We start from the raw sequence: 12,804 nt of genomic DNA on the forward strand, positions 1-12,804 counted from the left end.
TTACCACTCATTTTTACCCCCCCTTAATTTATCATAAAATGACCTGCAAACGGTGCCGCTCATTTTTCTGAATCATCAATACATTTCTTGTTCTCCATTTTAAAATGTGTTATACTTTTTTAAAATTCACAGATATTCTCATTTGTAAATTAGATTCACATATGAAACGCATTGTGAACTTTAAGGAGAAAAATGATTATAAAACCAGATACCAAAACAATGTTCGAATTTCAGTTGTCCCCCCTTTAAAAGAGCTCTACCTACGTTTAATTGAAGAGGTCTATCATGATGAAATTACTCCTGATATAGATGAATCACTTACTTTTTTTCTGATGGGATGTTTGGCACATATAGAAGATGCTTTTTTAAAAAATGACATACCAGATCCGCAAACAACCGTTGCCTATTTTGAAAATGCTATTCCAAAGCATCTTTCGAAATATTTATAAGATCGTATTATTTTAAAAAGCATATGACATGCAATCAATTCAATGTGACGGTGTTAAAGATCATGCCATGGTTTTTGATTTAGAGTAAAAATAAAAGAAACGCCTAATTAGTTACAAGACGTTTCTGATTTCTCGCGTTATTTCGTTATTTCCGATCAATGATCAACCTGCTTACTTTCGGTATCCATCGAGTACCACATAAAAATGATAAAACTGCTCCTCGTGATAGCGGATCACTCCCTCCTGCTCCCAGCCAATCTTTTTAGCAATTGATCGACCTGATCAGCCAGACCGGCTTCATTATGGCAAAAAAACAAACCTGTATCGCTCAGCAAAATTCACCATAGCGGTACAGGTTTTATTTCAATTAGTGCGTGAAATTTAAAACAGTTCCTTACTCATTTCATCAATGCATTCATCGATATAAGCAATAACGCCTTCGAAGTTTTCAATTGGCAGACCAGATGTCTGACAAGGAATGAAATATTTGTGGCCATTGGCTTTACAGGTTTCTTCAACTTGTTTTTTAACCACTTCTTTTTCCCAACCGGGATAATCAACGGTACCGCTGTGAAGGCCGCCCATGAAGGTGATCTTGTCGCCGTACTCTTTGATCAGTTCAGGAATATTATTGGTGTTCATAACCCCCTGCCAGATATCAATGCCTACTTCGATCATGTAAGGCACTAAATTAGCCGCATAGGAGTCACTATGGTGGATAATCAGTTCCACGCCATTGTCTTTATAGAACTGATAGATTTTTTTGTATGATGGTACAAAGAATTCTTCAAACATTTCTGGCGAAATAAAGGAAGAAATCTGGCTGCCCCAGTCATCATGATGTAAAATAGCTTCTGGCTTCAGTTTTTCCATCATCACGGCCGCAAACTCCAGCTCATATTCGGTCAGGTAGTCAATCAGTTCCTGCATCGCTTCTGGTTCTTCATAAAGCGCCATCAGGGCGTTTTCCATACCCATCAGATGATGGGTCATTTCGAAGAGGCCCGGTGCAAAAAAGGCCGTCGCATACTTTTCTTTACGGTCAACTGCATTGGCATGAGCAATCGCTGGCGCCCAGGCTTCATCAGAAGTCGCAATGGCCGGTTTTTTTACAACATCTCTCCACTTGGTGATATCCTGAATAACAGCCATCCCATCGTGGTGAATGGGGAACATGCCTAACTGGCCTTCTGGCCATTGCCAGGTAATACCCCAATGATCTTTCCATGTTTGACCATATTTAAATTCTGTACCAGTTGGTACTTCCATGATCAGATCAATAAATTCATATTGTTTGACAAAACGATCCGGATTGCCACCCTTCATTGTTTCCAGCAAATTTTCTCTGATTGTTAACATAACTTCTCCTTCTTATGCTTTATTTGGGATAATTGTTACTGTTCTTGTAGCGGCTTAAGCGCCAATCAGTTCTTTGGCTTTAGCAGCAGCACTACCGGCATCCGGTGCATAACCATCGGCGCCGATTTCTGTAGCGTACTCTGGTGTAACCGGAGCCCCACCAACAATGACCTTCATATCCGGATAAGCTGCTTTAATCGTTTGAACGGCTTCTTTTAACGCTGGCATGGTAGTGGTTAACAGACCAGAACAAGCAACTAATACAACATTATTATTTTCTTTTACCGCTTCTACAAACTTGTCTGCCGGTACGTCAACGCCCAGGTCAACCATATCAAAGCCAGCGCTTTCAAGCATCATCACAACCAGGTTTTTACCGATATCGTGCAGATCGCCGGCTACAGTTCCCATGATACAGGTTCCCAGTGAATTGGCGCCATCGCCGGCCATCACTGGTTTTAACACTTCTACCCCTTTGGACATCGCTTTGGCGGCAATTAACATTTCTGGAACAAAGATTTCTCCAGATGAGAATTTATCCCCGACCACGCCCATGGAGGCAACCATTGCATCCAGAATATCCTGCGCTTTATCACCGGCATCCAGAGCTTCCTGAACGGCTGCGGCAACCTTCTTTGATTTACCGGTTTCGACCAATACTTTTACATCTTCAATTTTTGACATTTTCAATTTCTCCTTTGATTTTTATACTAATTTTTATTTTAATCACCCGGAACCTGTGTGAGTGCCGGGTTTGGTTGTAACTTATTTTACGAAAATACCTTCCCGGAAAGCACCGATATATTCCATGCAGTATTCATCTTCACCCATCATCGCTTCGGTGGCAAACAGCATTCCCATCATATCCTTGTTCAGGGGATCGAGAATAAAGCTGTCCATGCCGGCGCTCATGGCCAGAACGGCAAAGGCCTGGTTGGCAATCCGGCGGGCTGGTAAATTGAAAGAAATGTTGCTGACGGCACCGGTGACATGAATGGTTGGATATTGCTTTTTGATTTCCCGAATGACTTCGGTGACCATGGTAATCCCATCTTCCGAGGTGCACAGCATTTCAATCAAGGGATCGATGTGCATGCGGGAGGGGTCAATCTTATATTCCTGGCATTTTGCCATTAAGTCAGTGAACACTTCCAGACGATCCTTGGCGGTTTTAGGGATGCCCTTGTCACTGTTTAGCAAAGCCACACATTCCCACTTGGTATCGGCCAGTACCTTAAAGGCCACATCGACCTTGTCCCCTTCTAATGACACGGAGTTAAACAGTCCTGGTTTGTTGCAGTATTTCATCGATTCAATGCAGGTATAAACATTGGGGCTGTCCACTGCAATCGGCACGTCAGTAGCATCCTGAACGATGTCAATCAACCATTTCATCGTTTCCAGTTCGATATCATCGTCAACTGAAGCACATACATCAATGAAATTTGCTCCGGCTTCGGCCTGCTTAATCGCCAGGTTCCGGATAAATTCGACATCCTTTGCCGCTATCGCTTTCGCGGTTGAGGGAATAGCACCGTTAATTTTTTCGCCAATAATTATCATTTTCTTTCTCCTTTTCGATCTTGTTTATATTTGAAACGATTCTTCGTTTAAATGCCACTTTTCTCTGATTCTCAATCACCCGATATGATTATCGTTTACAGTCATTAACTGACAACGCTGTCATCATTTTCCGGCTGGCCTGATTAATCGCCAGCATTCTTACCCGCACCAGGTTCCCTGAACCGTTATTTATTTTACCGGTAAAGTAATTGCAGTATAGTCCTATTTTTACGAATTGTCAACATAAATTTTACCGGTAAAATATTTTTATTCAGCACAGATGTTTTGCCTTGATATCGAGAAGATTAAACGATACAATAACAGCATCGAAAACAAAGAGAGACAGATATGAAAAATCAGAAAGAAAATATTATCCAGGTTGCCACAAAACTTTTTTACGAACAAGGTTATAAAAATACCTACTTAGATCAAATTGCCGCTGATTGTGAGATTACCAAACCTTTAATCACCTATTATTTTAAATCAAAATCTAATTTAGCCCGGGAAGTGACCGAGAAATTCCTGGTCGAACATAAGAACAGGGTTGCTTTTAGACTCTATTTAGAATATTTCAAAGGCAAACCGGCCGACTTGCAGGTGAGTACCGCAGTGGAAATCCGTTTATATGACATGCTGCATCTATGTGATCCCAATGTCATGCGTTTTATTAAAGAACATGCTGATGAAAAGCATGAAGATACCTTTTCTCAAAGTGTTGTTCATCTTTATAAAATCCATGACCGACGATACAAATTAAAACTGAAACGATGTCCTGATGAAATATCGATGATTGCCCGCTCTGCCATGGCCTCTTCATTATCGGTAAAATTAGCCTATGCTAATGGCGAGTTTGACTGTTCCCAGGAAGAATGTCTGGATTATCTGACCAGTCTTCATTTTGTTCTGATGCATATTGAAGAAAGCCGCATTGATGAAATCATTGATGAAAGCAAACGGGTTTTACAATTGATCCCTTTTGAAATCAAACCTTATTTTCAGGTTGTCTAATCGCGATTTTTTATCTTCGTGGATAATTACAAAAAAGAACTTAGTCACGCTGTTGTTATCAGTGCAGACTAAGTTCTTTTTTTTGTAAATCGCAATCATCGTCCATCTTAGTGCATATGGCGATGGTGATACGTCTGGTAGATGACAATGACTATTAAAAATGAAAATGTGATCGGTTCCCTGAGCAGCGAGCCGTTTTAGTTTTTTTTGACCAGCCCGATCGCCGAAAAAGTAGCAAACATCAGCAGATTAATAACCACTACGCTGGCGCCGGTAGGAAAGGAGAAAATAAAGGACAGTACAATTCCGGCCACAAAGCAGAACACCGACAAAATGGCCGAACTGATCACCACCTGCTTAAAGGTTTTGAACAGCCGCATCGAGGTCAGGGCGGGGAAAATAATCAGGCTGGAAATCAGCAACGCACCCATCATCCGCATCCCCACCACAATGGTCATCGCCGTTAACAGGGCAATCAGGGTATTGTAACGGCCAGCATTGGTACCCGTCGCCCGGGTGAAACTTTCGTCGAAGGTGACGGCAAAAATTTTATTGTAGAATAACACATACAGCAAAATCACCACAACCGAAACCGCCACACTGAGAAACACGTCACTTTCGCTCATAGCCAGAATGCTGCCAAACATATAATTGCTGGTGTCGGCATTCATCCCCGATGTGTAGGAAATGATAATCACCCCAATGGCCAGGGCACTGCTGGAAATCAGAGCAATGGCGGCATCCCCCTTGATCCGGCTATTTTCACTGATGCGCAACAACACAAAGGCGGCCACAGCCACCACCGGAATAGCCACTTCCAGCGGTGACAGGTTTAACGCCATGGCCAGGGCCAGGGCCCCAAACCCCACATGGGACAAGCCATCGCCGATCATCGAATAGCGTTTCAGTACCAGGCTCACCCCCAGAAGGGCGGCACACAAAGAAACCAGAACCCCCACGACAAGCGCTCTCACCACAAAGGCGTAAGACAATAGTTCAGTTAGCAACTCAATCATGTTTTGGGTCCCCCATCATCCGCTGACACATCTCCGTTTTCAGATAATCTGCGGTTGAACCGAAGAAGGCCGTTTCGGTTTTCATGTGAAGAATCTTGTTGCCGTATTTGATGGCACTGTCGATATCATGCGAAACCATCAGTACGGTAATCCCCTGGGTTTGATTGAGTTCCGCCACCAGTTGATACAAATCGGCCGTTATCATTGGATCCAGACCGGCCACCGGCTCATCCAGCAGCAGCAATTTTTCGGTGGCACAAAGGGCCCGGGCCAACAGCACCCGCTGCTGCTGACCGCCTGATAAGTCCCGATAGGATTTCTTTTTGATATCGGTGATATTCAGCTGCTTCATCTTATCCATCGCCCGCTCTTTTTCCAACCGCGAGTAAAACGGCAGCAGTCCCCGGCGATTGAGACAGCCGGAGATCACCACTTCAGTAACGCTGGCTGGAAAATCCCGCTGAATCACCGTCTGTTGCGGTAGATAGCCAATTTCATTTTGATTAATACCGGCAAAGGTAATCTTACCTTCCTGAGGTTTAATCAGTCCCAACAGGCCCTTCACCAGGGTGCTTTTTCCCGAGCCGTTTTCGCCCACAACGCACAGATAGTCGCCCTGTTCCAGATCAAAACTGACGTTGTTCACGGCCCGTTGTCCATCATATCCAATTGTGACCCCTTCACAGGAAATTAGTTTCATTGGTTGGCCAGCCCCTTTCGCAGGTTTTCGGCATTTTGCTGCATAATTGAAACGTAGGTTGCGCCGGCATCAAAATCGTCCTTTGTCACATTATGGGCCGAATGAAGCAACAGCAGCTGGGCACCGGTTTGTTCGCTGATGGCTCTGGCAATGTTCTGATTACTGAGCTCAAGATAATAGACGTATTTGATGTTTTTTTCCTGGATCGTGTTCATCAGATAGGCCAAAGTTCCCGCACTGGCCTCGGTATCCGTACTGCAGCCCGGAAATGCGGCTTTATATTCCAGACCGAATTCATCAACAAAATAGCGGAACGGAAAGCGATCGCCAAAGACCAACAGTTTATTGGGAGACGCTGCCACAATCCCGGCGATTTCATCATCCACAGCCTGGATCTGAGCCGTATAAGCGGCGGCATTGTTGGTATAGGTGGCGGTATTTTGAGCATCTATTTCGACCAATGCCGTGGCAATTTCATTGACCATCAAGATGGCATTTTTAGGCGATGTCCAGATGTGTTCGTCGTACTCAATTTCTTCCTCGGCTGGTTTGGCTTCATTTTGAGTCGTTTCAGCAGCCACTTCCTCCACTTCAGCCTCCATCCCTTCTACGGTTTCCTCTGCCACTGGTTTTACCGCATCCATCAGTCGAATAATTTTCTTATTGCTGGTATCCATGGAATCGAGAATGGTGCTGACCCAGGTATCATTTTCGCCGCCAATGTAGATAAACACATCCGCCTCCTGGATTTTGATAATATCTGCCGGGGAGGGATCGTAGGAATGAACCTCAGCGGCTGGTTTTACCAGCATCGTCAGCTCGGCCTGATCCCCGGCTATGGCTCTGGCAAAATCATAGACCGGAAAAATGGTCGTGACAATGCTGATTTTTCCCTGATTATCAGCATTTTTAGCCGCCGTATTTGGGGAACAGCCGGTTACTCCCAGCGCCAAAATCAGTAACACTACTGACACAACAACTATCTTTTTCATCACAATGCCTCCTGCTTGTTTTCTTTGTCTGAACAGCTTTTACATAACCCATAAAAAACAGTTTTGAATGTATTAATGTCAAAAGCGTGGTGCTTCAATACATGGGTGTACAGATCCTTCATGTAGCCACATTCCAGATGAATCAGAGTTCCGCAGTTCTCGCATTTCAGATGAAAATGCTCATGACAATGGGCTTCTTCCCCGATGTACTGAAAACAGGCACTGGTTACCCCATCAATGATGTATTTCTGCAGCTCACCCTGCTCCACCAGCTTATCGAGATGACGATAAATAGTGGTCACGCCCACCGGTGTGCCCTGCTTTTCCAGAAATTCGGCAATCATATTGACGGTAATATGCTGGTTTTTTTTGGCAATTAAATATTTCAGGATCGTATCCTGTTGCTTTGTTTTGTAGTAAGACGGTTTTCCCATGGTTCACCCCGCAAAATGAATTTGAAAATCATTTTCATATTACCTCAAAAACACTGCCCTGTCAAAGTAATTTGGAAATCATTTTCATATTGGTCTTTTTTATAATTCGTGTTTCTTTTTCTCAAATCGGGATATAATAATCATAGCTTATCTTTTATCAAAATGCGGGCACCAATTTTTTCAGGTTAATAAGTGTCACCCAATGAGAGGCCGCCATGAACATCGATCTTGCAACCATTGCCCTGATTTTAGTTATTTCCAGTATTTTTCAGGCTGTTTTTATACTCCTCCTGGCTTCCAAATATCCCGGCGTTGATCACTTTGGAGTCAGCTGCTCCTTTTATGCCCTGGGGTTTCTTTTTGTCATGCTCCAGGGCAGCAATGCCTATGATCTGATCACTGTTGTTATCGGTAATGCGCTATTGTTGTTGGCGTTGATTTTTCAATATATCGGCCTGGTCCGCTTTTTAGAGCTGCCGGAAAACAGATGGTTTCCGCCGCTTGTTTTCGGATTTTGCCTCTTAGCGCTGATCTATTTTCAGTTCGTTTTCAACTCAATCTCTATCCGGATTTTTTCGATTAATCTCGCCATTGGATTGATTGCCCTGCTAATTGCCAGGACCCTCACGCAAAAAAACAGTGCACCTCTCCCACGACAAACCCAACTGCTCTTGTTACTATTCGTTGCAACCGGCATTTTTGCCGTTGTGAAAGCTATCCACGGATTATTTTCGCCGCCGATTGACAGTGCCCTGTCGCCATCTCTTTTTCAAATTATTTCTTTTACCGGCGCCTTTATCGCCAGTATTATTGTCACTTTTACCTTTATCGTGATGATTAATGAACGGATGAGTTCCGATATCCGCTCGGCCAAAGAACAGTTTGAGCAAATCTTTAATCTCAGTCCCGATGCCAGCCTGATCACGACCCTGCCGGACGGCACAATTGTGAATTTCAACCTCGGCTTTTTAAATTTTTCCGGATTTTCCCGGGAAGAAGTTCTTAATAAGAGCTTGTTGGAATTAAATCTTTATGTAAACCCCGCGGATCGGGAAAAGCTTTTGAATGAGATCGCCGCCAATCAGTCGGTTGATGATTTTGAATTGAAGTTCCGAAATAAAAATAATGATATCCGGATTTGTTCAGTTTCGGCAAAATTTATCACCTTAAACACGACCCCTCATGTCATCAGTATCATTCATGATATTACGGACCGAAAGCGGGACGAAGAAGCAGTTCTTTATCTAAGCTATCATGATCAATTAACCGGACTTTACAACCGTCGTTTTTATGAAGAAGAGTTACTCCGTCTCGATACCCCGCGCAACCTGCCGATTGCCCTGCTTATGGCAGATGTTAACGGACTTAAGCTGATTAATGATGCCTATGGCCATCAAGTGGGGGACAAGATCTTAAAAGAATTTGCTGAAATCCTAAAAAACGAATGCCGCCATGATGAAATTGCCTCCCGGGTTGGCGGCGATGAGTTTGTGATTTTATTTTCGCACACTGATCAGCAAAGTTTGGAAAGCATTGTTAAGCGGCTTAATGCCGCCATCTCCAACGTTCGCATTGACCATACTATTTTATCTGTTTCAATGGGTTTTGCCCTTAAAGAAAACCCGATGGATGACCTCAACGATGTTTTTAAACGGGCCGAAGATGCCATGTACCAACACAAGCTAACCATCAGTCCCAGTATTAAAAGAGCTACCATCGACCTGATCGTCAAGTCCATTTACGAACGCAACCATCTGGAGGTGCTTCATTCCCAAACTGTCAGTGAATACTGCCAGGCCATCGCCCGGGTACTGGGTTTTGAAACGGAAGCCATCAACCAGCTCGGTCTGGCCGGTTTACGGCATGACATTGGCGAAATTGCCATCGATGAAGCGATTTTAACCAAGTCTGAACAATTAAGCGATGCCGAATGGGCGGAAATCAAACGTCATCCCGAAATCGGCTACCATATTCTCCGCTCGGTTAATGAACTGGCGGAAATTGCCAAATTTGTGCTCGAACATCATGAGCGCTGGGATGGCCGCGGCTATCCTAAAGGCCTGAAAGCCGATGAAATATCCTTGCAGGGACGAATTATTGCCATTGCCGACGCCTATTGCACGATGACCACCGAGCGCCCCTATTGTCGGGCCTTCACCGATGACGAAGCCATAAATGAAATCCAAAAATGCTCCGGCCTTCAATTTGATGAGAATCTGGCCCGGCTCTTTGTTGAAAAAGTGCTGCATAAAGAATGGCCCCAATCTTAAAAAGCCAATTGATTACCCAACGGTTAAAACACCTGGTTGGGAATCAATTGGCTTTTCTGAGCTGACTGACGACTTGGCTTGCGCCTCGCCTTTTCTTACTTTCGGTTTTGCTTATCTCCGGGTCAATTGAAAGCCATGATCCAGCGGCCCGCTACCCTGTCCCAGATCCAGATTGGCCGACAGCGCCCCGGACACGTAATCCTTGGCATTTTTTACCGCCGCTTTCATCTCAGCGCCGGCGGCCAGATTGCAGGCAATCGCCGCGGAAAGGGTACAGCCAGTGCCATGGGTGTTGGGATTATCAATTTTCACACCGGGAAACCAGACTTCTTCGCTGCCCTTGTGGTCTTGAACCAGCAGAAAATCATCAGCGCTTTCATACAGATGCCCGCCCTTAATCAGAATACTGCCCGCATAGGTTGCCGCGATTTTTTTGGCGGCTCTGACCATATCCGACTGGGAATGAATCCCAAATCCGCACAGACATTCAGCCTCGGGAATATTGGGGGTGATCAGATCGGCCAGGGGCATCAGCTCTGTTTTCAAACTTTCGATGCTATCATCGCTCAACAGCCGGCCGCCGCTGGTGGCCACCATCACCGGATCCAGAACAATGTTTCTGGCCTGGTGCTGTTTTAGTTTTTGGGCAATGCTACCGATAATGGCAGCACTGTAGACCATGCCGATTTTAACCGCATCGGGAAAAATATCGGTAAAAACACAATCCAGCTGATTTTCCACAAATTCAGGTGCCACTTCCGAAATTCCAAAAACCCCGGTGGTGTTTTGCGCCGTCAACACGGTGATCGCCGTCATCGCATAGCTGCCATGAGCCATAATGGTTTTAATATCAGCCTGAATACCGGCACCGCCGCTGGAATCCGACCCGGCTATAGATAAGACCTTTTTCATCGCAACAACTCCTTAAAACTCATAATCGCACAGTCTGAACTGTTCTTGATCGCTTCCCAATCATTCTTAGAGGCTTCATCAAAGACGCCGACAATATGACAGCCCGACGCTCTGGCGGCCCGGATACAATACAAGGCATCCTCAAATATGGCAATCTGCTGCGCCGGCAGTTCCAGCTGTGCCACCGCCTGATGATAAATCTCCGGCTGACTTTTGGGTAAACCAGCCATCCCCGAGGTAAGAATAAACTCAAAATGATCCAACAGGCCAAAACGGCGCAAGACCAATTCGGTCAGGGTCTTGTGGGTGGCGGTTAAGATGCCCATTTTGATGCCCTGGTTTAAATAGTGATCCAATGTCTCTTTAACATAGGGTTTTAGGACAATATGTTTGGCGTAGTTTTCCCGGATCATGCCGTTAATTTCATCGCCGACCTGATCCTCTGTCATATCCACCCCGTAAAACTCTATAAAATAGCGGGCCGATTCGGCAAAACTCATGGTTTTAATGGTCTCATTTAAATCATCCGGGGGCACAATTCCGTGTTTTTTTAAAAAATTACTGCCGATATTTTCCCAGGCCGGCATCGAATCGATCAGAGTCCCGTCCAGATCAAAGATCATCCCCTTAATATTCAAAATTGCCTGGTTCATGATTTTGTCATCGCCTCGGATAAAGACCGCAGTTCCCGGGTTGCACTGACGATATCCGCTTTCGCAAAGATCGCCGATACCAGTGCCACCCCGTCCACTCCGGTTCCGGCCAAGCTGTGAATATTGGTTTCGTTGAGACCGCCGATGGCCACCACCGGAATCGATACCGCCTGACAGATGGCCGCAATCGTTTCAAACGCCACTACCTCGGCATCGGTTTTAGTGGCGGTGGAATAGATCGCCCCCACCCCGATATAGTCGGCGCCGTCGGCTTCAGCTTTAAGGGCCAGTTCCACCGTATCTGCCGAGACACCGATGATTTTATCACCGATCCGTTTTCGCAATTCCCCGGCATCCATATCGTCCTGACCAACATGAACCCCATCGGCATCAACCGCCAGAGCCACCTCGACGGCGTCATTAATGACAAAGGGGATTTTGTAGGCATCGGTTAATGTCTTAATGGCCCGGGCCTGCTTGACAAAGTCATCAAAATCGAGATCCTTTTCCCGCAACTGGATAAAGGTCGCGCCCCCTTTTAAGGTGTCTGCAACCTGATCGGTCAGGGACCGGTCGCCCAACCAACTGCGGTCGGTCACCGCGTATAACAGCATGGTATTTTTATCGAGTTTCAATCTTGGTTCCTCCTGCCAATGTTTGGCTATCCATCCGGCTCATGGCGTCGATGAGGTAGGTGCGAAAGGAGGCCGTTCCGGCCCCGTGAGCCTGAACCTTAGCATAGGCCAGCTCCCCGCACAAGCCCAGACAACTGACTGCGGCAGCGGTCGCCAGCAGCAACTGATCGGGATTGGCCCCGCAATAACTGCCAATGACCGTGGTCAGCATACAGCCGGTGCCGGTAATCCGTGACATCATCGGGTGACCGTTGCGAATTACCAGGGCTTTCTGACTGTCAGCGACAATGTCAATGGCGCCGGTGATGGCAATAACCGCCCCGGTTTTGGCGCTGAGGGCTTTGGCAAAGGCAATCATCTGATCCAATGTTCCTTCAGTGATGGCATCACTGATATCGGCATCGACCCCTTTGGTGGTGCCGCTGCCCTGATCAATGGTCTTGATTTCCGAGACATTGCCGCGAATCACGCTGAACTGTACTTCTTTTAACAACTTAAAAACGGTGTTGGTCCGCAGCGTCGAGGCGCCAGCCCCGACCGGATCAAGAATGACCGGCCGGCCGAGACGGTTGGCTTTTTTCCCGGCTTTAATCATCGCTGCCACCGTCCGTTCGTTAAGGGTACCGATATTGATGACCAGGGCGTTACAGATAGCAATAATTTCTTCCACCTCATTGATATCGTCGGCCATAATCGGGGCCCCACCGCAGGCCAGCACGATGTTGGCACAGTCGTTCACCGTCACATAGTTGGTGATGGAATGAACCAGCGGTGGCTGATTACTGACATTTTCCAGGATTTTTTTAAACATAA

The 12,804-nt window shown here is 45.8% G+C and carries 14 protein-coding genes; 3 read left to right on the plus strand and 11 right to left on the minus strand.

Going from position 1 to position 12,804, the window contains the following annotated elements:
* The first annotated feature begins 161 nt into the window (after window positions 1-161).
* The gene (locus ABGU93_RS10725; protein WP_347413452.1) at window positions 162-449 is read left to right on the plus strand and encodes a hypothetical protein; all 288 of its coding nucleotides are present in this window, start codon (window positions 162-164) and stop codon (window positions 447-449) included.
* Window positions 450-830: 381 nt separating this feature from the next.
* On the opposite strand, the gene ABGU93_RS10730 is transcribed toward ABGU93_RS10725, so the two are convergent.
* The 3 genes from ABGU93_RS10730 to ABGU93_RS10740 form a co-directional block, all read right to left on the minus strand.
* On the minus strand, window positions 831-1,808 hold the full coding sequence (locus ABGU93_RS10730; RefSeq protein WP_347413453.1) for a uroporphyrinogen decarboxylase family protein: 978 nt from the start codon (window positions 1,806-1,808) through the stop codon (window positions 831-833).
* 54 nt (window positions 1,809-1,862) lie between these two features.
* Window positions 1,863-2,492 (minus strand): corrinoid protein, encoded by a 630-nt coding sequence (locus ABGU93_RS10735; protein ID WP_026394171.1) that lies wholly within the window; start codon window positions 2,490-2,492, stop codon window positions 1,863-1,865.
* 81 nt (window positions 2,493-2,573) lie between these two features.
* The gene (locus tag ABGU93_RS10740) at window positions 2,574-3,371 is read right to left on the minus strand and encodes a methyltetrahydrofolate cobalamin methyltransferase (RefSeq protein WP_026394172.1); all 798 of its coding nucleotides are present in this window, start codon (window positions 3,369-3,371) and stop codon (window positions 2,574-2,576) included.
* A 348-nt stretch (window positions 3,372-3,719) separates the two neighbouring features.
* Here ABGU93_RS10740 and ABGU93_RS10745 point away from each other — a divergent pair, with 348 nt between their 5' ends.
* Window positions 3,720-4,379, plus strand: a complete 660-nt coding sequence (locus ABGU93_RS10745) for a helix-turn-helix domain-containing protein (RefSeq protein WP_347413454.1) — start codon at window positions 3,720-3,722, stop codon at window positions 4,377-4,379.
* 197 nt (window positions 4,380-4,576) lie between these two features.
* Here the strand turns inward: ABGU93_RS10745 and ABGU93_RS10750 are convergent, their stop codons facing one another.
* Genes ABGU93_RS10750 through ABGU93_RS10765 form a run of 4 tightly spaced genes read right to left on the minus strand, consistent with a single transcriptional unit; the run spans window position 4,577 to window position 7,521 of the window.
* Window positions 4,577-5,395, minus strand: a complete 819-nt coding sequence (locus tag ABGU93_RS10750) for a metal ABC transporter permease (RefSeq protein WP_347413455.1) — start codon at window positions 5,393-5,395, stop codon at window positions 4,577-4,579.
* Window positions 5,388-6,095, minus strand: a complete 708-nt coding sequence (locus ABGU93_RS10755) for an ABC transporter ATP-binding protein (protein ID WP_347413456.1) — start codon at window positions 6,093-6,095, stop codon at window positions 5,388-5,390. The genes ABGU93_RS10750 and ABGU93_RS10755 overlap by 8 nt, the downstream gene beginning before the upstream one ends.
* A complete protein-coding gene (locus tag ABGU93_RS10760) occupies window positions 6,092-7,087 on the minus strand; it encodes a metal ABC transporter substrate-binding protein (RefSeq protein ID WP_347413457.1) in 996 nt (331 codons plus the stop codon). Before ABGU93_RS10760 ends, ABGU93_RS10755 begins: the two co-directional genes overlap by 4 nt.
* Complete coding sequence (locus ABGU93_RS10765; protein WP_347413458.1) at window positions 7,087-7,521, minus strand: transcriptional repressor; 435 nt, start codon at window positions 7,519-7,521, stop codon at window positions 7,087-7,089. Before ABGU93_RS10765 ends, ABGU93_RS10760 begins: the two co-directional genes overlap by 1 nt.
* A 215-nt stretch (window positions 7,522-7,736) precedes the next feature.
* Between ABGU93_RS10765 and ABGU93_RS10770 the strand changes: the two genes are divergently transcribed.
* Window positions 7,737-9,791 carry an HD domain-containing phosphohydrolase gene (locus ABGU93_RS10770; protein ID WP_347413459.1) on the plus strand — a complete coding sequence of 685 codons (2,055 nt, stop codon included), beginning with the start codon at window positions 7,737-7,739 and terminating at the stop codon, window positions 9,789-9,791.
* A gap of 111 nt (window positions 9,792-9,902) precedes the next feature.
* Here the strand turns inward: ABGU93_RS10770 and thiD are convergent, their stop codons facing one another.
* From thiD to thiM, 4 genes are read right to left on the minus strand one after another with little or no spacing between them, the layout of a single operon-like run.
* A complete protein-coding gene (thiD, locus tag ABGU93_RS10775) occupies window positions 9,903-10,703 on the minus strand; it encodes a bifunctional hydroxymethylpyrimidine kinase/phosphomethylpyrimidine kinase (protein ID WP_347413460.1) in 801 nt (266 codons plus the stop codon).
* The gene (locus ABGU93_RS10780; RefSeq protein ID WP_347413461.1) at window positions 10,700-11,356 is read right to left on the minus strand and encodes an HAD family phosphatase; all 657 of its coding nucleotides are present in this window, start codon (window positions 11,354-11,356) and stop codon (window positions 10,700-10,702) included. The genes thiD and ABGU93_RS10780 overlap by 4 nt, the downstream gene beginning before the upstream one ends.
* Window positions 11,353-11,991 carry a thiamine phosphate synthase gene (gene thiE, locus ABGU93_RS10785; protein ID WP_347413462.1) on the minus strand — a complete coding sequence of 213 codons (639 nt, stop codon included), beginning with the start codon at window positions 11,989-11,991 and terminating at the stop codon, window positions 11,353-11,355. The genes ABGU93_RS10780 and thiE overlap by 4 nt, the downstream gene beginning before the upstream one ends.
* Complete coding sequence (gene thiM / locus ABGU93_RS10790) at window positions 11,978-12,802, minus strand: hydroxyethylthiazole kinase (protein ID WP_347413463.1); 825 nt, start codon at window positions 12,800-12,802, stop codon at window positions 11,978-11,980. Before thiM ends, thiE begins: the two co-directional genes overlap by 14 nt.
* Window positions 12,803-12,804: the final 2 nt, after the last annotated feature.

The organism is Acetobacterium sp., assembly GCF_039830195.1.
Taxonomy (GTDB): domain Bacteria; phylum Bacillota; class Clostridia; order Eubacteriales; family Eubacteriaceae; genus Acetobacterium.

What these genes read in the sequence shown, in the direction of transcription:
- ABGU93_RS10725 (WP_347413452.1), top strand. Translation starts at nt 162, where the DNA reads ATGAAACGCATTGTGAACTTTAAGGAGAAAAATGATTATAAAACCAGA.
- ABGU93_RS10730 (WP_347413453.1), bottom strand. Translation starts at nt 1,808, where the DNA reads ATGTTAACAATCAGAGAAAATTTGCTGGAAACAATGAAGGGTGGCAAT.
- ABGU93_RS10735 (WP_026394171.1), bottom strand. Translation starts at nt 2,492, where the DNA reads ATGTCAAAAATTGAAGATGTAAAAGTATTGGTCGAAACCGGTAAATCA.
- ABGU93_RS10740 (WP_026394172.1), bottom strand. Translation starts at nt 3,371, where the DNA reads ATGATAATTATTGGCGAAAAAATTAACGGTGCTATTCCCTCAACCGCG.
- ABGU93_RS10745 (WP_347413454.1), top strand. Translation starts at nt 3,720, where the DNA reads ATGAAAAATCAGAAAGAAAATATTATCCAGGTTGCCACAAAACTTTTT.
- ABGU93_RS10750 (WP_347413455.1), bottom strand. Translation starts at nt 5,395, where the DNA reads ATGATTGAGTTGCTAACTGAACTATTGTCTTACGCCTTTGTGGTGAGA.
- ABGU93_RS10755 (WP_347413456.1), bottom strand. Translation starts at nt 6,095, where the DNA reads ATGAAACTAATTTCCTGTGAAGGGGTCACAATTGGATATGATGGACAA.
- ABGU93_RS10760 (WP_347413457.1), bottom strand. Translation starts at nt 7,087, where the DNA reads ATGAAAAAGATAGTTGTTGTGTCAGTAGTGTTACTGATTTTGGCGCTG.
- ABGU93_RS10765 (WP_347413458.1), bottom strand. Translation starts at nt 7,521, where the DNA reads ATGGGAAAACCGTCTTACTACAAAACAAAGCAACAGGATACGATCCTG.
- ABGU93_RS10770 (WP_347413459.1), top strand. Translation starts at nt 7,737, where the DNA reads ATGAACATCGATCTTGCAACCATTGCCCTGATTTTAGTTATTTCCAGT.
- thiD (WP_347413460.1), bottom strand. Translation starts at nt 10,703, where the DNA reads ATGAAAAAGGTCTTATCTATAGCCGGGTCGGATTCCAGCGGCGGTGCC.
- ABGU93_RS10780 (WP_347413461.1), bottom strand. Translation starts at nt 11,356, where the DNA reads ATGAACCAGGCAATTTTGAATATTAAGGGGATGATCTTTGATCTGGAC.
- thiM (WP_347413463.1), bottom strand. Translation starts at nt 12,802, where the DNA reads ATGTTTAAAAAAATCCTGGAAAATGTCAGTAATCAGCCACCGCTGGTT.